Origin of the sequence: Streptomyces prunicolor (genome assembly GCF_045162825.1) — a bacterium.
GTDB lineage: Bacteria > Actinomycetota > Actinomycetes > Streptomycetales > Streptomycetaceae > Streptomyces > Streptomyces prunicolor.
Map to the genome: position 1 here is coordinate 8,406,813 of NZ_CP108676.1, position 19,490 is coordinate 8,426,302.

16 protein-coding genes and 1 tRNA gene are annotated in these 19,490 nt (G+C 71.3%); 9 read left to right on the forward strand and 8 right to left on the reverse strand.

The features are described from left to right. Positions 1–3 precede the first annotated feature (3 nt). Genes OG588_RS38305 through OG588_RS38320 form a run of 4 tightly spaced genes read left to right on the forward strand, consistent with a single transcriptional unit; the run spans position 4 to position 4,425 of the window. Positions 4–447 carry a GPW/gp25 family protein gene (locus OG588_RS38305; protein WP_019062855.1) on the forward strand — a complete coding sequence of 148 codons (444 nt, stop codon included), beginning with the start codon at positions 4–6 and terminating at the stop codon, positions 445–447. A gap of 3 nt (positions 448–450) precedes the next feature. Next, complete coding sequence (locus tag OG588_RS38310; protein WP_405951215.1) at positions 451–2,409, forward strand: putative baseplate assembly protein; 1,959 nt, start codon at positions 451–453, stop codon at positions 2,407–2,409. A 31-nt stretch (positions 2,410–2,440) separates the two neighbouring features. Then, on the forward strand, positions 2,441–3,007 hold the full coding sequence (locus OG588_RS38315) for a phage tail protein (RefSeq protein ID WP_405951216.1): 567 nt from the start codon (positions 2,441–2,443) through the stop codon (positions 3,005–3,007). Further along, positions 3,004–4,425, forward strand: a complete 1,422-nt coding sequence (locus OG588_RS38320) for an NADase-type glycan-binding domain-containing protein (protein WP_405951217.1) — start codon at positions 3,004–3,006, stop codon at positions 4,423–4,425. Before OG588_RS38315 ends, OG588_RS38320 begins: the two co-directional genes overlap by 4 nt. A gap of 34 nt (positions 4,426–4,459) precedes the next feature. Here OG588_RS38320 and OG588_RS38325 read toward each other — a convergent pair whose 3' ends face one another. Continuing rightward, the gene (locus OG588_RS38325) at positions 4,460–4,918 is read right to left on the reverse strand and encodes a cupin domain-containing protein (protein WP_405951218.1); all 459 of its coding nucleotides are present in this window, start codon (positions 4,916–4,918) and stop codon (positions 4,460–4,462) included. 175 nt (positions 4,919–5,093) lie between these two features. On the opposite strand from OG588_RS38325, the gene OG588_RS38330 reads away from it, so the two are divergent. Next, on the forward strand, positions 5,094–5,711 hold the full coding sequence (locus tag OG588_RS38330; protein WP_405951219.1) for a TetR/AcrR family transcriptional regulator: 618 nt from the start codon (positions 5,094–5,096) through the stop codon (positions 5,709–5,711). A gap of 21 nt (positions 5,712–5,732) precedes the next feature. Here the strand turns inward: OG588_RS38330 and OG588_RS38335 are convergent, their stop codons facing one another. Continuing rightward, positions 5,733–8,117 carry a hypothetical protein gene (locus tag OG588_RS38335; RefSeq protein WP_405951220.1) on the reverse strand — a complete coding sequence of 795 codons (2,385 nt, stop codon included), beginning with the start codon at positions 8,115–8,117 and terminating at the stop codon, positions 5,733–5,735. Between the two features lie 3 nt (positions 8,118–8,120). Beyond that, a tRNA-Lys gene (locus OG588_RS38340) sits at positions 8,121–8,192 on the reverse strand. A gap of 77 nt (positions 8,193–8,269) precedes the next feature. On the opposite strand from OG588_RS38340, the gene OG588_RS38345 reads away from it, so the two are divergent. Further along, entirely contained in the window at positions 8,270–8,656 is a 387-nt protein-coding gene (locus tag OG588_RS38345; RefSeq protein ID WP_405951221.1) for a hypothetical protein, read from the forward strand. Between the two features lie 70 nt (positions 8,657–8,726). Here OG588_RS38345 and OG588_RS38350 read toward each other — a convergent pair whose 3' ends face one another. After that, positions 8,727–9,773, reverse strand: coding sequence for a YbhN family protein (locus tag OG588_RS38350; RefSeq protein ID WP_405951222.1), 1,047 nt, complete (start codon positions 9,771–9,773; stop codon positions 8,727–8,729). 231 nt (positions 9,774–10,004) lie between these two features. Here OG588_RS38350 and OG588_RS38355 point away from each other — a divergent pair, with 231 nt between their 5' ends. Then, positions 10,005–11,483, forward strand: a complete 1,479-nt coding sequence (locus OG588_RS38355; RefSeq protein WP_405951223.1) for a glycoside hydrolase family 3 N-terminal domain-containing protein — start codon at positions 10,005–10,007, stop codon at positions 11,481–11,483. 64 nt (positions 11,484–11,547) lie between these two features. Here the strand turns inward: OG588_RS38355 and OG588_RS38360 are convergent, their stop codons facing one another. Continuing rightward, complete coding sequence (locus tag OG588_RS38360; protein WP_405951224.1) at positions 11,548–12,849, reverse strand: glycosyl hydrolase; 1,302 nt, start codon at positions 12,847–12,849, stop codon at positions 11,548–11,550. An 8-nt stretch (positions 12,850–12,857) separates the two neighbouring features. On the opposite strand from OG588_RS38360, the gene OG588_RS38365 reads away from it, so the two are divergent. Together OG588_RS38365 and OG588_RS38370 are read left to right on the forward strand one after the other, a co-directional pair. Continuing rightward, the gene (locus OG588_RS38365; RefSeq protein WP_405951225.1) at positions 12,858–13,868 is read left to right on the forward strand and encodes an N-acetylglucosamine kinase; all 1,011 of its coding nucleotides are present in this window, start codon (positions 12,858–12,860) and stop codon (positions 13,866–13,868) included. Further along, complete coding sequence (locus tag OG588_RS38370; RefSeq protein ID WP_405951226.1) at positions 13,865–16,099, forward strand: glycoside hydrolase family 3 N-terminal domain-containing protein; 2,235 nt, start codon at positions 13,865–13,867, stop codon at positions 16,097–16,099. Before OG588_RS38365 ends, OG588_RS38370 begins: the two co-directional genes overlap by 4 nt. A gap of 4 nt (positions 16,100–16,103) precedes the next feature. Here OG588_RS38370 and OG588_RS38375 read toward each other — a convergent pair whose 3' ends face one another. From OG588_RS38375 to OG588_RS38385, 3 genes are read right to left on the reverse strand one after another with little or no spacing between them, the layout of a single operon-like run. Continuing rightward, the gene (locus tag OG588_RS38375) at positions 16,104–16,988 is read right to left on the reverse strand and encodes a carbohydrate ABC transporter permease (RefSeq protein WP_405951227.1); all 885 of its coding nucleotides are present in this window, start codon (positions 16,986–16,988) and stop codon (positions 16,104–16,106) included. Then, positions 16,985–18,001 carry a carbohydrate ABC transporter permease gene (locus OG588_RS38380; protein ID WP_405951228.1) on the reverse strand — a complete coding sequence of 339 codons (1,017 nt, stop codon included), beginning with the start codon at positions 17,999–18,001 and terminating at the stop codon, positions 16,985–16,987. The genes OG588_RS38375 and OG588_RS38380 overlap by 4 nt, the downstream gene beginning before the upstream one ends. Beyond that, positions 18,001–19,371 carry an extracellular solute-binding protein gene (locus OG588_RS38385; protein ID WP_405951229.1) on the reverse strand — a complete coding sequence of 457 codons (1,371 nt, stop codon included), beginning with the start codon at positions 19,369–19,371 and terminating at the stop codon, positions 18,001–18,003. The genes OG588_RS38380 and OG588_RS38385 overlap by 1 nt, the downstream gene beginning before the upstream one ends. Between the last annotated feature and the right edge of the window lie 119 nt (positions 19,372–19,490).

The following is a 19,490-nucleotide window of genomic DNA, read 5'->3' on the forward strand; positions in this document are numbered from 1 at the left end:
CTGATGGCCGAACAATTCGTGGGCTCCGGGTGGTCGTTCCCGCTGCGCATCGGGCCGACCGGCGGCATCGCGCTGGTCAGCGGGGAACGCGAGGTCGAGGAGGCGATCCGGCTCGTCCTGTCGACGGCGCCGGGCGAGCGGCCGATGCGGCCCGACTTCGGCTGCGCGATCCACGACCTGGTGTTCGCGCCGGTCAACGAGCAGACCGCGGGCCGGATCCAGCACGAGGTGCACGTCAGCCTCGACCGCTGGGAACCGCGCATCGAGGTCGACGACGTCGAGGTCACCGCGGGCACCGAGCAGAGCGTGCTGTACATCGACGTCCGCTACTCGATCCGCGGCACCAACAACCCGCGCAGCCTCGTCTTCCCCTTCTACGTCATCCCGTCCCACGACGAGCCGGACACCTCCGGTACGCCCGGCACGGCTGCTGAAAGCGACAACTGACCGATGGCCCTGCCCTCCCCGAACCTCGACGACCGCCGCTTCCAGCAGTTCGTCGACGACGCCAAGCGCTACATCCAGCAGCGCGCCCCGGAGTGGACCGACCACAACGTCTCCGACCCCGGCGTCACGCTCGTCGAGACGGTCGCGCACATGGCCGACCAGATCGTCTACCGCCTCAACCGGGTACCGGACAAGAACCACTTGGCCTTCCTCGACCTGGTCGGCATCACCCTCTTCCCGCCGTCCGCGGCCCGCACCGACGTCACGTTCTGGCTGTCGGCGCCCCAGGAGGAACCGGTGCACGTGCCGCTCGGCACCGAGGTGGCGACGATGCGTACGGAGGGCGAGGAGGCGGTCGTCTTCGCCACCGAGCGCGAACTCGCCGTAGTACCGAGCGGGTTGCGGCATCTGGTCGTGCAGCACCAGGGCAAGCAGGTCATCGACCGGACGCACGACCTCGCCGAGGGCAACCACGTGATGTGCTTCGCCGAGTCGCCCGATCCCGGCGACTCCATGCTGTTCGGGCTGACCGCCGCCGTCCCGCACTGCGCCCTCGCCCTCGAACTCGACAGCCGCGTCGACGGAGTCGGCGTCGACCCGCGCCAACCGCCCCTGGTGTGGGAGGCGTGGACCGCCGACGGCTGGCAGGCGTGCGAGGTGGACCGCGACGGCACCGGCGGCCTCAACCGCCCCGGCGCGGTCGTCCTGCACGTCCCCGGCGGCCACACCCTGTCCCGCAACGGCGGCCAGGAAGCGGGCTGGTTGCGCTGCCGCGTCACCGAACCCCACTCCGACCAGCCCTTCTACACCACCTCGCCGACCGTCCGCTCCGCCGAGGCCTTCACCATCGGCGGCACCACCACCGTCGTCCACGCCGACACCGTCTACGACGAAGCGCTCGGCGAGTCCACCGGCCTCCCCGGGCAGCGGCTCCGGCTCTCCCACACCCCGGTGGTCGGCGACGCCGTACCCCTCCTCCTCCAGACCGCCGAGCACGACGGCTGGACGGACTGGCAGGTCGTCCCGCACTTCGCCGCCTCCGGCCCCGACGACCGCCACATCACCCTCGACGCGGCCACCGGCGAACTCGCCTTCGGACCCGCAGTCCGCGAACCCGACGGCTCCCTGCGCCAGTACGGCATGGTCGCCCCCAAGGGCGCGGTGATCCGCGCCCGCCGCTACCGCACCGGCGGCGGCCGGGCCGGCAACGTGGCACGCGGCGCGGTGCAGATCCTGCGCAGCTCCATCCCGTACGTCTCCGAGGTCGTCAACCGCGAGGCCGCACGCGGGGGAGTCGACGGCGAGACCGTCCAGGAGGCCAAGACCCGCGCCCCGATCACCCTGCGCGCCCAGGAACGAGCCGTCACCCTCCGGGACTACGAGGAACTGTCCCGCCGTGCCGCCCCCGAGACCGCCCGCATCACCTGCCTGGAGGGCGACGAGGAGGAGCACGGGGCTTATGCCGTACGGGTGTTGGTGGTCCCGCAGGCCGTACCCGACCCGGGTGGCCGACTGCGCTTCGAGCAACTGGTCCCCGGGGACGCCCTGTTGGACCGCATCACCCGGCATCTCGACGAACGGCGGCTGATCGGGACCCGGTTGGCGGTCGGCCCGCCCTTCTACCAGGGCGTCACCGTCGTCGCCACGGTCCACGCCTTCCGGGGCGTCGACACCGACCGGGTGCGCCGCCAGGCCCACGACGCCCTCTACCGCCACCTCGACCCGCTCACCGGCGGATCGGACGGAAAGGGCTGGCCGTTCGGGCGTCCCGTGCAGTCCGGCGAGGTCTTCGCGGTGCTCCAGCGCGTACCCGGCGTCGAGTTGGTCGACGAGGTCGTCCTGCACCCCGCCGACCCGCTCACCGGCAAGCGCGGTGACCCCACGGACCGCATCGACCTGGAGCGGCCCTCGCTGGTGTTCTCCTTCGACCACCGGGTCCGTGTGATCGGAGACGGCGCGTGAACACCATCAACTACCGGCAGGGAGGCGTCCGTTGAGGGGATCAGTCGACGGCCTCGGCTCCTCCGCGCCGATCGGCGCCATGCTGCCCGCCGTGTTCGCCGACGACGACCTCGCCCAGCGTTTCGTCGCCGGGCTCGACGAGGTCGTAGCGCCGATCCTGAGTGTGCTGGACTGCCTCGACACGTATTTCAGGCCGTCTCTCGCACCGCTGGATTTCGTTCAGTGGCTGGGGAGTTGGGTCGGTGCCGAGACCGACGGCAGCGAACCGGAGGAGCGGCTGCGGGCCGCCGTGGCCGCCGCGACGTACCTCCACCGTATTCGCGGCACCCGGAGAGGTCTTTCGGAAGCCGTCCGGCTCGCCTTCGGTGTCGAACCGGAGATCACCGAGAGCGGCGCCGCCGACTGGAACGCCCGCCCGCTCGGCCCGGTACCCGGCGAGCGCAGCCCGCGTCTGCACGTCCACCTGCGGCTGCCCGCGCCGACCACCCTCGACACCCACCGCCTGGACGCCCTCGTGGCGGCCGCCCGCCCCGCCCACATGCCGTACACGGTCCAGGTGACCGCCACCGTGCTCGCCGAAAGGAACCCCGAGAGATGACGACCACCCAGAGCTGCGCCGAATGCGGAACCCGCGCGGAACCGGGCCAGTCGTTCTGCGACGCCTGCGGCGCCGTCCTGAGCTGGACGGACCGCGCGGGCGCCCGCACCGGGGCCCCGGCGGCCGAACGCGGCGAGGCCGCCGGCGGCGACCCGCGCCGGGACGCCTTCCCGCAGTCCAACCAGGCCTCCACGCAAGGGAGTTCGGCCCCGGACGACCCCTCGGCCCGCCTGGACGCACTGTCACGGCAACTGGACGCCCTGGCCGCGGGCGGCTCGTACGACTCGGTCGGCGCGGGCGCCCGCCAGGAGCCGGCGAACGGTGAGGCCTCCAACGTTTCTACGACTCCCCACGCATCCGGCGCCGCCACGACCCACCCCGCGACCACGGGCCCGACCCCCGCCCCCGACGCGCCGTACGGCCACCGTGACGCGCCCGCGACCCGCACCCCCTCCACGACCGACACCGCCCCCACCCAACCGGTCCCTGCCACCTCCCCGGAACCGGAACCGCAACCGGAGTCCGAGGCCGAGCGCGCCCGGCGGCTCCTCGTCCCGGTCTCCGACCCGGAGCCCCGCCAGGCCCCCTCCGTCGCCCCCGTCCTGCCCGGCCGTCCGGTCGCCGCGCGCCCCCAGACCGTACGGGCACCCGGTGTCGAACCCGGTGCCATGGGCGGCGTGCCCTGCCCCTGGTGCGCCACGGCCAACCGGCCCGACCGGCACTACTGCGCCCGCTGCGCGATGCCCATGGCCGGCGAGGAACGCGCCCCCGGCCAACTGCCTTGGTGGCGGCGGCTGTTCGCGTTCCGGAACGGTGAGATCCCGTGGGCGGGCGACCGGCCCCGGCTGCGTCGTACTTTCGACCGGGTGCTGACCTGGGTGGGCGCGGCGATCGTGCTGACCCTGCTGATCGTGCTGGCCGTCAACATCCCGCGTGCCGTGGACGCGACCAAGGACCACTTCGCCAAGCGGGCCCCCGTCTACCCGGACCGGGTCAGCGCCTCCCGTTCCTTCCCGGGGCACAAGCCGGAGTTGGCCTTCGACCGGCTGAACAACACCTGGTGGGGGCCGGGGGTCAGCCAGGCGGGCAAGGGGCAGTGGCTGGAGGCGCAGTTCGACGAGCCGACCCGGCTGCTGGACCTGATGATCACCCCGGGCGTCTCCACCCGCCCCGACCAGCTCGGCCAGTCGGCGCTCCCGCACCGGATCGAGGCGGTGATCACCACGGCCAAGGGCAAGACGATCACCCGCCAGATCACCCTGGACCAGGGGGCGGGTGCCCAGCGCCGTTCCTTCCGGGTCGGCACGGTCACGTCGGTCCGCTTCACCATCGAGTCCGCCTACGGAACCTCCGGCAGCAAGCAAGTGTCCATCGCCGAGATCGAGTTCTTCGGCCCGTCGAACGCGGGCGGTTCCTGACGGACGGTCCGCGCGGCGGCGGGTGCGGTGCGCCTCAGGCGTAGTCGGTCGCGGGGACCGTGCCGTAGCGGCTCATCGTCTCGATCGTCGACTCGGTGTTGAACTCCCGGCCGCCCGCGATCATGTCCCGCAGGTCGCGGAAGTACTGAACGAACAGGTCGGGCGTGAAGGTGTTGATCATCACCGCGGGCTCGTCGCCGGGGTTGGCGAAGGTGTGCGGGGCGCCCGGCGGGATCATCGCGAGGGTGCCGGCGGGGGCGACATGGACGGTCTCGCCGATGGTGAAGTGCACGATGCCGGAGACGACGTAGAAGCCCTCGTCGTGCTGGGCGTGGCGGTGCTGCGGCGGGCCCTGGGTGTGCGGGGCGAGGGTGATCTCGCCGATGCCGAGACGGTGGCCGGTGGTGCTGCCGTCCTCCAGGATGCGCATCGTGACCGGGCCCAGCCGGATCGACTCGCCGTCGTCCGGACCGACCACGGAGACCTCGTTCATCGCCGACTCCCTTGTGTGTGGCGCCAGTTGAGCGCTTGCTGCGCAGTGGCGCGCCCTCGAAACAGTAGGCGGGCATTTCTCGTTATGCAAGCGGACTCTCACAATGAGAGCTTGTCGTGATAACGTGAGGGAGACGGACGGCAACGACGAGCGAATACGGGGAAGTGACGCACCGATGGCGACAGCACAGACGGACACGGGCCGCAGCAACCAGAAGAAGCGCACCCGTACGGCGATCGTCGAGGCGGCCCGCGGGCTGATCGGCACGGGCAGCGAGGTGACGATGCCCGAGGTCGCCCGTGTCGCGCTGGTCTCCGAGGCCACCGCCTACCGCTACTTCCCCGACCTGCCGTCGCTGATCGGCGAGGCCCTGGCCGGTGTCTGGCCCGACCCCGTCGACGCGCTCGGCCCGGTCGCCGACTCCCGCGATCCGGTCGAACGGATCGCGTTCGCCTGCGAGTTCCTGCTCCGCGGCACCCTCGCCCGCCAGGGTGGGGTGCGCGCGATGATGGCCGCGACCATCGTCCGCCCCGACACGGCGAACGTGCGCCCCGGCATCCGCTTCGGCCTCATCGACCACGCCCTCGCGCCCCTGGCGGCCACCCTCGGGGAGACCGATCCGGACGCGTTCACCCAGCTCAAGCGGGGTCTCGCGGTGGTCATGGCCTCGGACGCCCTGTTCACCCTCACCGACCAGTGCGGCCTCACCCCCGACGAGGCGATCACCAGCGCCGTACGCACCGCGAAGACCCTGACGGAGGCGGCGGTGCGCGCGGCGACGGAGGGGCAGTAGCTCTCAATTGGCCAGTAGCTCTCAACTGCCGTGCGGCGCACCGGTTGTCGGGTCGGATGCCAGCCAGTGGTTGTCCGTGGTCCAGCCGAGGAGGCGGCGGGTGCGACCCCTGTCCGCCGTGCCGTCGGCGCCGAACGCACCGCCGTCGGCGACCAGACGTAGTCCCGCCATCGCGGGGCCGAGGCGGATGAGGACATGGGTGGGGTGACGGGCCACCTCCTCGTCCAGATCGTCGAGCACCCGCCGCTGTTCGGAGGGCGGGCAGAGGGACAGGTGGAACACCAACTGCCGCCAGGCGTACGCCGCGTCCTTGATCGTGGAGTACGGCCACGGGTCGCGGTGCACCCGGGCCGTCAGCCGGCACACGGTGCCGAAGCAGCGGCGCGCCAGCTCGGCCCAGCCCGGCTCGGGGGCGATGCCGACCCGGTGGACCAGCGTGGCCAGGTTGTGCGTGGTCAGGATCTGGGACTGCTCGATCACCTTGCCGTTGGCCGCCACCCAGGACCCGGACGAGGAACCGGACTTCGACCCCGCCGGAGCCGAGGACGCCGCCGCGGCCCGCTCCGCACACAGCCGCGCGAACCCCGGGGACGTCCGGGGCCCGGCCCCGGCTTTGTCCCGTCGTCCCGCGGCCTTGCCTCCCGCTACGACCGCTTCGGCGATCGCCAGTTCCCGGATCGCCGCGTAGTCGATGCCGTAGTACCGCTCGTACAGCGAACCGCCGAGCAACTCGCCCGCGATCCGGGCCGCCACCAGGAACTTGGGGCCGAAGGTGTCCATGAAGATGTCGGCGGCCAGCTCCTCCACCAGCGGGGCGCCCAGGCCGGACTGGCGGGCGAGCACGCCGAGTTCGCGCACCAGCGGGTTGGGGAGGATCGTGCCCGGGAACCCCCGCACCGCCAGCTCGCCCAACTGCCGTAGCAGCAGGGCCGATTCGGCCGTGCCGTCGCCGCGCTGCGCGGACACCGCCCGTACCCAGGGCAGTTCCTCGATCCGCACCTGCCCCTCCAGGTTGAGCAGGAGCAGCGAACGGCGGTTGCGGAACGCGCGGTAGTTCGCGGCCATCAGCGTCCGCAGCGCCTCGTCGTCGTAGGCCCGCGCGGTCGCGACGGCGACCAACTGCGGTACCAGTTCGGCCAGTACCTCGGCCGAGGGGACAACTCCCCGCTCCACCAAGGTGGCCACCGGTGCGCTGAGCGCGCCCTCGACCACCCGGCTGATGGCAGGCGGGAGTTGGGCACCGGCGGGCAGGCCGGTCTCCCGCTGCTCCGGCTCGGAGACCGGGGCGAGTACGGGTGCGAGGTCGGCGATGCCCGACTCCTGGGGCAGCCCGGCGAGGCGGCCCACGACCACGTGCGCCAGGGCGTGATGGGAGGGGAGCGCGGCCTGGACCCGCTGTACGTTGCGCAGTTCCGTGTGCGGTGCCGAGCCCGGCAGGCCGCGCCGCCACACCATCGACGTGACGGCGTGCCGCAGCAGCCCGAGCCGCCGCGCGTCCAACACCCGCCCGGCGACGGTCTCTTCGAGCGCGCCGCGCAGAATGCCCAGGTTCTCCTTGGGGTTGCGGTGCTTCCCGCAGCGGGTGTGCTCCTCGGCCAGCGACCGGTAGCGGCTCAACAGCGCGGCTCCCCGCCCCAACCAGTCGGCATCCGGGGCGAGTTCGAGCACCCGCCCGTCCTCCCCGCCCGCCGTCTCCAACCAGTGGACGAGCAACTCGTCCCCGAACGGCTGCCATACGGCGAGTGCCTCGCGCTGTGTCTCCACGGCCGCGTTCGGACGCCGCCGGACCAGCCGGTCCACGGTGTCGGAGACGGTACGGCGGTGCAGCGCGTCGGTGACGTCCGGCGCGGGCCGGCCGGTCGACGGGCGTGGCAGGAACCGGAGTTGATCCGCGAACGGCTCCAACTCCGCGATCAGGTCCAGCGCGGCGGCCGTCTCCCCGTGCCGCACGAGCCACGCCATGGTGAGCAGCGCGCCCTCCTCGGGCACGGTCACCTCGTACCGCCCGCTGTTCAACTGCCCCCACAGCCAGGTGAGTCCGGTGTCGGTGAGACAGTGCGCGAACAGCGCCCGCCGGTCCGCGGGCACCCCGAACCGCTCCGCGAGCCGCGTCTCGTACGGCTGGAGCGGGCCGCCCGCGCTCGGGTTGCCCGTGGCGAAGCCGCCGTGCACCACCTCGGGGGTGACCCAGGCCGGCAGCCCGGCTACCGGGGTGCGCGAACCGATCGACAGCAGACCGTCGGCCATCCCCGCGAGCACGGCACGCCAGCGCGTCACACGACCCTCCGCGCGACGCCGGGTGTCGACGTCCTCGTGGGTCAGCGCGGTCGTGAAGGCCTTGGCCAACTGCCCTTGGGCATAGCCGGGGCTCGCGGTGAGGTGCTGCTGGTCAGCGTCGTCGTTCATAAGCCGACGTGGCAGGTCCTGCCCCTGCGCCCTCCGGGATAAGAGCCCGGTGCTCTGCTGCTGAGCTACACGCCGATGAGCAGCGACGTTAGACGTGGGACGGGCCGCCGTACAAGGGGATTTCGACGTAGGGTGAGGCGGGGGAGATCATCGTGGGAGCAGAGCCGTCGAGCACTTCGAGCCGCTGGTTCGGCGGAATTCGCTGTGGTGTTCTCTTCGGTGGGCTGACCGCAGGGGTGACCGTTGCCGTGATCGGAAGGGCATGGGCTGCCTGCGACATCGGCGTCAACGCAGGGGCCAACAGCGCGACTCTGCTGTTTCTCGCGCCTCTCATATGGATCGCCGCCGCGGTTCCGTGGGTGGTCCTGCACGGCACCCTTGGAAGAGGCCATCGCAGGACCGCCCTGCTGGCAGGGCTCGTCTTCGCCTTGTGGTTCAGCTGGTTCCTTGTCACATGGCTCGGTATGCCGGACTCCTACCCCGACCCCTTCTGCCCGGGCAACGTCCCACCCTGGTGGCCGAGCTTCATCCCGGCATGACTCAGCCCTGCTGACGCTCAGCAGGGGCAGACTGTCCCTGCCCCTACCACCTCGTATGCGAATGCGCCCGTCACAACACCTTCCGGTGGACCAGCGTCGACAGCATCAACGCCCCCGGCAGCAACGGCACCCACACCGTCAGGACCCGGTAGCCGATGACGCTCGCCGTGGCCAGGTCCATGGGGGCGCCGAACGCGACCATCGTGAACACCGTCGCCGCGTCCACCGGGCCGATCCCGCCGGGTGCGGGTACCGCGCCGACCGCGGTGCTGGCGGCGAGGAACGCGAGGACGACCTGGGCCCAGGACAGCGGCATGCCGAGCGAGGCCCCGACCGAGAAGATCACGGTCGCCTGTAGTACCGGGGCGGCGGCCGCTCCGCCCCAGAGGGCGAGGATGCGGCTGGGCATGGTGTGCAGTTGGCGTACGTCGGTGAGGGCGGTGCGGACGCAGCGGAGCGCCGGGCGGCGCAGCGGGCGTACGAAGGTCAGGAGCACGGCGGCCGTGGCGAGCGCGGCGCCCAGGCCGCCGAAGGCGAGGACCAACGACCAGCCCCGCGGGACGAGTTGGCCGAAGCTCAGCATCTCGGGGAAGGTGATGAGGAAGGCGAGGAGCACGATGGTCTTCGCGATCGGCCGGACGAGTGAGTACAGGGCGAGCGAGGCGGTGGCGCGGGCGAGCGGGATGCCGCGGCCCTGGAGGAAGCGCAGCGTCACGGCGTGCGCGCCGATGCTGGCCGGCAGCGCGTGGTTGGCCGCGCCGGCGGCGAACTGGGAGGCGATCAGCAGACCGGTCGGCAGCCGTTCCGGCACGGCACCCTGGCGGACCAGGGCGGCGGTGCCCCAGCCGAGGCAGGTGAAGAAGAACGCGGCCAGCAGCCACCAGGGGTCGGCGGCGGCGAGCCGGGCCGTGCCGGCGTACATGGCACGCCAGTCGACCGCCGCCCACACCGCGATCAGCAGCAGGGGCAGCAGGGTCAGCACCTTGGTGGCGAGGCGTGCCGCGGAGGGGAGGCGGAAGGGGAGGGGGACGGGGGCGGAGGTGGTCGGCGTGGCATCGGGGCCGGCGGTGGAGGCGGGGAGCGGCCCGGGGATGTCTTCGAGCGGAAGCAGGGACACGTGGCGAAACGTTCCCGTCCGGTATGACGTCGCGGTGTCCGGAAGCGGAAGGGGCGCGGGCGGCTGGGCGACGCGGACGGCGTGAATGGCTTGAAGGGCCCGGGTGAACGCACCGGGCGCACCACCGGCACCATCCGCTCCCTCAACCACGCCACCACCCCAGATCATTGCCTGAATCAACAATCCATCGGTTTGTTGACTTTAGGTTGAGCGAGCCATTTGAATTCCAGTATGACCCACGCCGAGCGTACGTCCGCCGCCGTCACCGCCCTGCCCGTCGACCTCGACGAGGCGGCTCACCGCTGTCTGGTCGCCGGGTTCGACGGCACGACGACCGTGCCGGACACGCTCAAGCGCCTCATCGACCGCGGCCTCGGCGGCGTCATCCTCTTCACCCGCAATGTGCGCGACGCCGAGCAGGTCCGCCGGCTCACCGACGAACTCCGCGCCCTGCGCCCCGACCTCCTCGTGGCCATCGACAACGAGGGCGGCGGCATCGGCCACCTGGTCAGTGCCGGAGCCCCGGACGTCCCCGGTTCCTACGCCCTCGGAGTCGTCGACGACCCGGCCCTGACCGCCCGCTGCGCCGACGCGCTCGCCGGTCACCTCGCCACGCTCGGTATCACCGCTTCGTACGCACCCGTAGCCGACCTCCAGCACCAATCGCGCAACCCGATCGTGCGCACCCGTTCCTTCGGCGCGGACCCCGATCTGGCCGCCCGCCATCTGCGCGCCTGGATCACCGCCACCGACATACGAGGCATCGCCTCCTGTGCCAAGCATTTCCCGGGCCACGGCGGCACAATCACCGACAGCCATCACGGTGTGGCCATAGATCCCCGCCCGTACGACGAACTCCTCGTCGATCTCGAACCGTTCCGCGCCTCCATCGCCGCCGGCGTGCCGATGCTGATGAGCGCCCACGTCGTCTTCCCGGCCCTGGACGCCAACCGCCCCGCCACCCTCAGCCGCCGCATCCTCGGCGATCTGCTCCGCCTCGAACTCGGCTTCGACGGCGTCCTGGTGAGCGACGCGCTGGAGATGAAGGCGATCGCCGACGCGTACGGCGAAGCCGCCGGGGCCCGCATCGCGCTCGCCGCCGGAGCGGACCAAGTCATCGTCGCCGTACCGGACTTGGCCGTCACCCTGGCCTGCCGGGACGCCGTGCTCGACGCACTGCACTCGCAGGTGCTGCCCGAGGAGCGGGTGTGGGAGGCGGCCGGGCGGGTGCGGCGGCTCGCCGAGCGGTACGCGACCCCGCGCCGGAGGATCGCCGCCTGGGACGCGGACGCGGGACTTGAGGCGGCCCGCCGTGCCGTACGCACCCGGACCCTGCCCGCGCCGGTGCGCGGCGCCCATGTCGTCGACCTGTTCCCGGCCCCGCACCCCGCCCTGAACTGGGGCGGCGAGGACCTCCTCACCGCACTCCGCGCGATCGACCCCACTGCCACCGGCACCGCCCTCAACACGGAACCGGCCGACCCCGCCGCCCTCGTCGACACGATCCTGCGCGAGGGCGCCCCGCTGATCGTCGCCACCTCCGACGCCGGCCTGCACCCCTGGCAGACCCGGCTGCGCGACACGCTGCTGGCCCGGCGCCCCGACGCCGTCCTGGTCGACACCGGACTGCCGGAGGACGGCGCCCTCTGCTCCTACGGCCGGGGGCGGGTCAACCTGCGGGCGGTCGCGGAGGTGTTGGCGGGCGCGTGACCGCCGAACACGGGCGCGCGATCACCCGTCGCGTGACTGTCAGCGACCACCCCCCACATGACTGTCACGGCAGGCGTACGACTTCCTTGATGCCCCGCGCCGCCAAGTACCCCTCGTCCTCAGCCCGTTCGGCCAGCACCACCGCGGGCCGGAGACCCTCCGTGCGCAACCGCATCCACTCCTCGAAGTACGCGCCGCCCGGACCCGACACCGACCGGGTGCCCGGGGTGCAGTCCAACACCAGGGCGGTGTCCCGGAGTTGGACAGTGTGCGGCTCCGCGATCGCTTCGGCGAAGGCCTCGGCGATCGGCTTGGGGCGGCCCGTCGAGTCGAACAGGCCCAGCGTGTACTCGAGTTCGGGGTAGTCCGCGAGCGAGCGGTCCACATCGTGCGAGCACCACCAGGTCACCCCCCACAGCCCCGCGCACTCGGCCGCGTTGCGCACGGTCGCCCGCGCGAACTCCGGGGCGTCGGCCGCCGGGATGTGCGGTTCGGGCGCGCCGGTCTCCTGGACCCAGACCGGGCGGGCCGGGTCGGTGGCGTACGCCTTGGCCAACTCCGTTCCGTACTCGGCGAGATGGAGCACCTGCGGGGAGCGCGGGCCGTAACGGCGGGCGCAGTCGCCGGAGAACACCCACGGGTGGACGGTGGTCAGGTCGCCCTTGCGGGCCGAGGCCTCCGGGGTGAACGGGTGGTCGTCGCCGTACCAGGCGGCGTCGTACGCGGAGTGCGTGACCAGGCGGTCCGGCGGCAGGTGCTCGCGGGCGGCGGCCAGCAGCGTGTCGAGATAGTGGTCCACCTCGGCCACCGTCACCGGGTTGTGCTCGACCAAGTTGTTGAGCTCGTTGCCGAGTTGGAGGCCGATCAGGTTCGGGCGGTCGGCGAGGGCGGCGCCCAGCGTGCGCATCAGCTCGGCCTGGGCGGTGATCGCCTCAGGGTCGGTGAAGACGTTGCGGTGGTGCCAGCTGCGGGTCCACTCCGGGTAGAAGTCGAAGCTCGACAGATGGCCCTGGACACCGTCCACGAGCACATCGAGGCCCGCCTCGCCCGCCAGGTCGACGAGGTGCACCAGCTGGTCCACGGCCGTCCTGCGGATCAGTGTCCGGTTGGGCTGGAGCAACGGCCAGAGGTGGAAGATCCGGACGTGGTCCAGGCCGAGCCCGGCTATCTGGGCCAGATCCTCGCGGACGTGCGCCGGGTCGAAGTCGTGCCAGGAGTGGAACCAACCGCGGCGCGGCGTGTAGTTGACGCCGAAGCGGAGCGTAGGAATGGGATCCTCCCCAGGTCCGGTCTTGCCCTGTCTGTGGCTTTGGCTCTTGTTCTGCGGTCTTCGGCTCTTGTTCTGCGCGAATGTATCAACCACCATAGTCAGTGATGAGCAATGATTTGAACCAAGAATTCACCGGTGGCCTCGTCGTCGGCCTCGACGCCGGCGGCACCCGTACCCGCGTCGTCCTCGCCGCCGCCGACGACGGCCGTCCCCTCGCCGAGGGCGCGGCCGGTCCCGGCAACGCCCTGACCGTCCCGGTACCGCGCCTCACCGACCACCTGGTCGAGGCGATCGGGCAGGCCGTCCCGGAGCGGGCGCGCCCCCAGGTGGTCGCCGTGGCCGGTGGCTTCGCGGGTGCCACGGCCGCCTCCACCGAGGAGCCGGGACACGTCAACGCCCGCACCGCCCTCACCGCCGCGCTACGGCGCCTCGGCATCCCCGCCGACCGGCTCCGCGTGTGCAGCGACATCGAGGCGGCCTTCGCCTCCGCCCCCGGCGCCCCCGCCGACGGCCTCGCGCTGGTCGCCGGCACCGGCGCGGTCGCCCTGCGCATCACCGACCGCCGCTCCACCGCCACCGTGGACGGCGACGGCTGGCTCCTCGGCGACGACGGCAGCGGCTTCTGGATCGGCCGCAGCGCGGTACGCGCGGCCCTGCGCATGGCGGACGGACGCGGCCCTACGACCGTGCTGGCCCGGTCCGTCGGACAGGCACTCGGAGTGCCGGCCGAGGAACTGCCCGGCGACGGCGACTGGTCCCGCGCCCACCGCGAGGCCTACCGCATGCACGTACTCCCCGCCGTGATGGCCGAACTCCCCATCCGCCTCGCCCGGTTCGCCCCCCTGGTGGTCGAGGCGGCCGGCGAGAAGGACACCGTGGCGGAAGGCCTCCTCGACCAGGCGGCGGACCAACTGACCGACACCGTCCGCGCGTTGGAGCCGACCCCCGGCGAGCGCATCGTCGCCACCGGCGGCCTGCTCGGCCCCGAGGGCCCCCTGACGGCCCCCCTCACTGCCCGCCTCCACACCCGCGGCCTGACCCTCGACTGGGTCCCGGACGGCTGCCGCGGCGCGGTCGCCCTCGCCCGCCTCGCCTACGACGGTGACACCCGATGACCGACCCCACCACCCCCGTCTACCGCGACCCCAACGCCCCCGTAGGCGCCCGGGTTTCCGACCTCCTCGCCCGGATGACCCTGCGCGAGAAGGTCGGCCAGCTCAACCAGCGGATGTACGGCTGGGACGCCTACCGTCGCACTCCCGACAGCCTCGATGGGTTCGAACTCACCGACGCCCTCCGCGCCGAGACCGACCGCTTCGCCGGACTCGGCGCGCTCTACGGCCTGTTCCGCGCCGACGCCTGGTCCGGCGTCGACCACACCAACGGCCCCTGCGCCCAAGACAGCGCCGCCCTGGCCGAGTTGGTGCAGCGCCATGTCATCGCGAGCAGCCGACTCGGCATCCCGGCCCTGTTCGTCGAGGAGGTGCCGCACGGCCACATGGCCCTGGACGGCACGGTCCTCCCGGTCAACCTGGCCGTCGGCGCCACCTGGGACCCCGACCTGTACGAGCGGGCCGCCGCCCACGCCGCCGCCGAACTCCGAGCCCGTGGCGGCCACATGGCCCTCGTCTCCGCCCTGGACATCGCCCGCGACCCACGCTGGGGCCGCACGGAGGAGTGCTTCGGCGAGGACCCGCACCTCGCCGCCCGCCTCACCGAGGCACTCGTCAGGGGCATGCAGGGCGATGACACGACAGCCGGATTCGCTCCTGACAAGGCCCCCGTCGTCCTCAAGCACTTCGCCGGACAGGGCGCCACGGTCGGCGGCCGCAACTCGGCCGAGTCCGAACTGGGCCTCCGCGAACTCCACGAGATCCACCTCCCCGCCGCCCGCGCCGGAGTCCGCGCGGGTGCCGCCGCCCTCATGTCCGCCTACAACGAGGTCGACGGCCTGCCCTGCTCCGCCAACCGCGCCCTGCTGACCCAACTCCTGCGCGAGGAATGGGGTTTCGAGGGCCTGGTGATGGCCGACGGCCTCGCCGTGGACCGCCTGGCCCGCATCACCGGCGACAAGGTCTCGGCGGGCGCCCTCGCCCTCAACGCCGGTGTCGACCTGAGCTTGTGGGACGAGGGATTCACCCACCTGGAGGAGGCGGTCGAGCGGGGGTTGGTGAGCGAGGAGACCCTCGACACGGCCGTGGCGCGCGTGCTCGGCCTGAAGTTCCGCCTCGGCCTCTTCGAACGGCCCTACAGCACAGGCGAGTTCCCTTCCTCGCAGCAGGGCAGAGAGCTGAGCACAGCCCTAGCCCGAGCCGCGGTCACCCTCCTCCACAACGACGGCGACGTCCTGCCCATCCCGGCGACCGTCTCCCGCATCGCGGTCATCGGCCCCCAATCCGCCACCACCGCCCACCAGTTGGGTGACTACACAGCACCCCAGACCTCCGGTGTGAGCGTCCTCGAAGGCCTACGGCGACTCGCCCCGCCCGGCACCGACATCCGCCACGCCCCCGGCTGCGCCCTCACCGGCGACGACCTCTCCGGCATCCCCGAGGCGGTCGCCGCGGCAGCCGCCTCCGACCTCGCCGTCCTGGTCCTGGGAGGCAGCAGCGCCCGTACCCCCGACACGGACTTCGACGCCAACGGGGCCGCACGGAACGCCGTTTCGGAGATGACGTGCGGCGAGGGCGTCGACCTCGCGGGCCTGAGCCTCGGCCGCGCCCAGCACGCCCTCCTGGACGCGGTCACCGCCACCGGCACACCCACGGCGGTCGTCCTGATCCAGGGCCGCCCGCACGTCGTCCCGGAACAGGCGGGCGCCCTGCTCACCGCCTGGTACCCCGGCCCGTGGGGCGGCGAGGCCATCGCCGAGGTACTGCTCGGCCACGCCGAACCGACCGGCCGCCTGCCCGTGTCCATCCCCCGCTCGGTGGCCCAACTCCCCGTCTACTACAACCACAAGGACACCGAGTACGGCGGCTACGTGGACGCCGACGCCGACCCGCTCCACTCCTTCGGGCACGGGCTGTCCTACACGAGCTTCGCGTACGGTCCGCCGCGCCTCGCGGGGAACGTCATCGAGGTCGACGTCACCAACACCGGGAAGCGCCACGGCCGTTCGGTCGTCCAGGTGTACATCCGGCGGCTGCTCACCCCGGTGTGGCCGCGCACGCTCGAACTGCACGCCTTCCAAGGCGTCGAGTTGGCCTCGGGGGAGCTCCGTAGGGTGAAAATCCCCTTCGGCACCGACCAGTTGGAGCAGGTCGGTGCCGTGGAGGTTCGGGTCGCTCAGTCCGCGCGGGCGGCGCTCGCCGTCGAGCCCGTCGTCGTACGGCTCGAAACCTGACGCCTCAGAGCTTGACGGCTCCCGCCGACACGCCCTTGTAGAACCAGCGTTGGGTGATGACGAACAGCACGAGCACCGGGATCACGGAGATCACCGAACCGGCCATCACCACGCGCTGGTCGTAGCCGAACGACGAACTCTGCAACCGCGAGAGGCCCAGTGTCAGCGTCATGTGGTCCTCGGAGCGGAGCACGATCAGGGGCCAGAGGAAGTCGTCCCAGGCGCTGATGAAGGTGTTGATGGTGACCACCATGATCGCGCCCCACGCGGACGGGAGATAGAGGTAGCGGAAGCGCTGCCACTCGCTCGCGCCGTCCAGCATCCCCGAGTCCTCGATCTCGCGCGGTACCGCGAGGAACGCGCCGCGCATCAGCAGGACGTTGATCGCGCCGACGAAGCCGGGCAGCCACACGCCCACCACACTGTCGACCAGGCCCAGGTCGCGGATGCTCAGGAACAGCGACACCATGATCGACTCGAAGGGGAACATCATGGAGGCGATCAGGAGGATCCAGACGGCTCTGCGGCCCTTCCAGGCGGGCTTGGAGAGCATGTAGCCGGCCGTCGTGGAGAACAGCAACTGGCTTGCTATCGAAAGGAATACGACGATCAGGCTGTTCCTGATGTACGTCACCACCGGGACCTGGCTGAAGACCTCGCGGTAGGCGTGCAGGGTCGGGTGGTGGGGCAGCAGGGAGGCGTTCGCGCCGAAGACGTCCTCGCCGGTGCCCTTCAGGGAGGCCAGGAGCTGCCAGATCAGGGGGCCGACCGTGAGGCCCAGGACGAGGAGCAACAGCAGGTAGCGGACGAGGAGTTCGCGGGGGCGGCCGTAGTCGCGCCAACGGGGCGTCAGGCGCCGGGACTTGGGCCGCACGGCGGTCGTCGTCATGACTCGTCCTCCTTGGTGAGGCGCTGCGCCAGCAGGGTCAGGCCCAGGGTCAGGACGAACAGCGCCACGCTCACCGCCGAGCCGTAGCCCGCGTTTCCGGTGATGGGGTCGAGGCCGACGTCGCGGATGTAGAAGGGCAGCGTGCGGTCGGCGCCGCCGGGGCCGCCGGTGGAGCTGCCGAGCATGTAGATCTCGGTGAACACGCGCAGCGAACCGATGCCGGTGAGAGTGCCGACCAGCATCATCGCCTGCCGTACGCCGGGCACGGTGATGTGCCAGAAGCGGCGGGCGGCACCGGCGCCGTCCATGGAAGCGGCCTCGTGCAGTTCTTTTGGAACGTTCCCGAGGGCGGCCAGGTAGAAGACCATGTACCAGCCGAGGCCCTTCCACAGGGTCAGACCCATCGCCGACAGCAGGATCAGCCACGAGTCGGAGAGGAAGGGGATCGCCGACCGGATCAAGTGGGCTTTCTCCAGCCAGGTGTTGACCAGTCCGTCGTCCGCGAGCAACCACTGCCAGCTCAGGCCGACCACCACGCTGGAGGCGAGCACCGGAGTGTAGAAGGCCGAGCGGAAGAAGCCGATGCCGGGGAGGTTCTTCTCCACCAGGACGGCGAGCAGGAGGGGCAGCAGCACCATGAGCGGGACGACGATCACGGCGTACAGGACGCTGTTGCGGGTCGCCAGCCAGAAGTCCGAATCACCCAGCATCCGGCTGTAGTTGGAGAACCCGACGAAGCTCGCCGCGCCGCCGAGCGGCTTGGCGTTCGTGAACGACAGCAGCAGCGTGTTGAGGAACGGGAACACCCCGAACACCGCCGCACAGACGATCGCTGGAGCGGTCCAAAGCCAGGGCAGCCACCAACGGCGGTACAGCGCGGCCCCGTTGGCGCCGGGGGCGGGACCGGGGAGGACGGCCCTGGCGAGCTTACGTATGCGGGACGCGCCCGGCGCGGAGGCGACGGCCTCCGCACCGGGCACGGTCACCGGCTTCGCGGTCTGCGTCGCCACCATCAACCAGCCTGCTTCAGCAGCTCGTTGGCCTTCGCCTGGGCGTCCTTCACGGCCTGCGCCGGGCTCTTCTTGCCCTGCATGGCCAACTGCACCTGGGACACGATCGCGGTCTGCACGGCCGGGGAGATGACGGTCTGGTAGGCCGTGGTCGTCTTGAGCTGGTCCGCGACGAGCTTGCGGGCCTGGGCGAACTGGTCGTTCCCGCTGACCTTCTGGAAGAACGGGTCGTCGAGCGAGGTGGTGGTCGTCGGGAAGATCACCACGTCCGGGTCCTTGGCCCAGGCCGTCTGGTTCTCCGCGTTGGTGAGGTACTCCGCGAACGCCAGGGCCACAGGGGCGTGTTTGCTGGTCGCGGCGACCGAGATGTACTGCGGGGCGCCGGTGGTGTGGCCCAGCGCGTCGAAGGGCTGCTGCCCGACCGCCGTCTTGGCGTAGATCGAGGGGCTGTTCTGCTTCACGAACCGCACATAGCTCGGGTTCGTCGAGCCGTAGGCGACCTTGCCCTGCGTGTACGGCGTGGACGGGTCGTTGCTGGAGGACAGCGAGTCCTTCGGCATCGCGCCCTCCTTGTACAGCTTCGCCATCCAGGCGACCCACTGGGTGGTGCGCGGATCGTCGGCGAACACGGCCGACTTGCCGTCGCTGGAGAGGGTCTTGATGTTCATCTGGTCGAAGTCCGCCGGGATGCGCCAGATCGGATTGGCCATCGTCGCGTAGTACTTGCCCTTGGCCGACTTGGCGATCTTCTCGTAGTCGGCGAACAGCCCGAAGATCGTCGTCGGCGGCTTCGCGGGATCGATCCCGGCCTTCTTCAACAGGTCGGTGTTGTACGTCAGGACGATGCCGCCGGTGTACCAGGGGAGCACGGTGTGCAGCGCGGAGCCCGAGGCGTCCTTGAAGGTGCTGGTCTTCCAGAACGCGGGGACGAACGGCTTGCCGGCCGAGGGGTCCTTGACGCCGAGGTTGAGCAGGTAGCCGGCCTTCGTAAGTGCCGTCGCCGTCTCGGCGTTGAGGTTGATGACGTCCGGCAGCGTGCACGCCTGAGCGTCGGCCACGTTGCGCTGGGTGAAGGTGCTGTCGCCCGGATCGTCGATCCACTTCACCGACGTACCGGGGTGCGCCTCCTCGAAGGACTTGATGACCCCGTTGAAGAACTTCCCGAAGTCCTTCTTCAAGTTGGTGGTCTGGAAGGTGATGTTGCCCTTCACCTCACCGGTGAGCTTCCCGGACCCCACATTGCCTTTGTCGACCTTGCAGCCGCCCGCGGTGGAGTCGCTGTCGCCCGAACCGCCGGACAGCCCGCAGCCGGCGGCCGTCAGGGTCAGGACGACGATCCCCACCATCGATCCGGTCAGTCTTCCTGTGCGCATCGCTGCCCTCCTGAGCACCAGCCAACAGCTGGTTCAATTAACCAACTTCGACCCCGATTGATGAAAAGGTGGACCAGAATTCATCGGAGGTCAATGGGTTCTCATGTTGCTTTTAGGTT

What these genes read in the sequence shown, in the direction of transcription:
- OG588_RS38305 (WP_019062855.1), top strand. Translation starts at nt 4, where the DNA reads ATGGCCGAACAATTCGTGGGCTCCGGGTGGTCGTTCCCGCTGCGCATC.
- OG588_RS38310 (WP_405951215.1), top strand. Translation starts at nt 451, where the DNA reads ATGGCCCTGCCCTCCCCGAACCTCGACGACCGCCGCTTCCAGCAGTTC.
- OG588_RS38320 (WP_405951217.1), top strand. Translation starts at nt 3,004, where the DNA reads ATGACGACCACCCAGAGCTGCGCCGAATGCGGAACCCGCGCGGAACCG.
- OG588_RS38325 (WP_405951218.1), bottom strand. Translation starts at nt 4,918, where the DNA reads ATGAACGAGGTCTCCGTGGTCGGTCCGGACGACGGCGAGTCGATCCGG.
- OG588_RS38330 (WP_405951219.1), top strand. Translation starts at nt 5,094, where the DNA reads ATGGCGACAGCACAGACGGACACGGGCCGCAGCAACCAGAAGAAGCGC.
- OG588_RS38335 (WP_405951220.1), bottom strand. Translation starts at nt 8,117, where the DNA reads ATGAACGACGACGCTGACCAGCAGCACCTCACCGCGAGCCCCGGCTAT.
- OG588_RS38355 (WP_405951223.1), top strand. Translation starts at nt 10,005, where the DNA reads ATGACCCACGCCGAGCGTACGTCCGCCGCCGTCACCGCCCTGCCCGTC.
- OG588_RS38360 (WP_405951224.1), bottom strand. Translation starts at nt 12,849, where the DNA reads ATGGTGGTTGATACATTCGCGCAGAACAAGAGCCGAAGACCGCAGAAC.
- OG588_RS38365 (WP_405951225.1), top strand. Translation starts at nt 12,858, where the DNA reads ATGAGCAATGATTTGAACCAAGAATTCACCGGTGGCCTCGTCGTCGGC.
- OG588_RS38370 (WP_405951226.1), top strand. Translation starts at nt 13,865, where the DNA reads ATGACCGACCCCACCACCCCCGTCTACCGCGACCCCAACGCCCCCGTA.
- OG588_RS38375 (WP_405951227.1), bottom strand. Translation starts at nt 16,988, where the DNA reads ATGACGACGACCGCCGTGCGGCCCAAGTCCCGGCGCCTGACGCCCCGT.
- OG588_RS38380 (WP_405951228.1), bottom strand. Translation starts at nt 18,001, where the DNA reads ATGGTGGCGACGCAGACCGCGAAGCCGGTGACCGTGCCCGGTGCGGAG.
- OG588_RS38385 (WP_405951229.1), bottom strand. Translation starts at nt 19,371, where the DNA reads ATGCGCACAGGAAGACTGACCGGATCGATGGTGGGGATCGTCGTCCTG.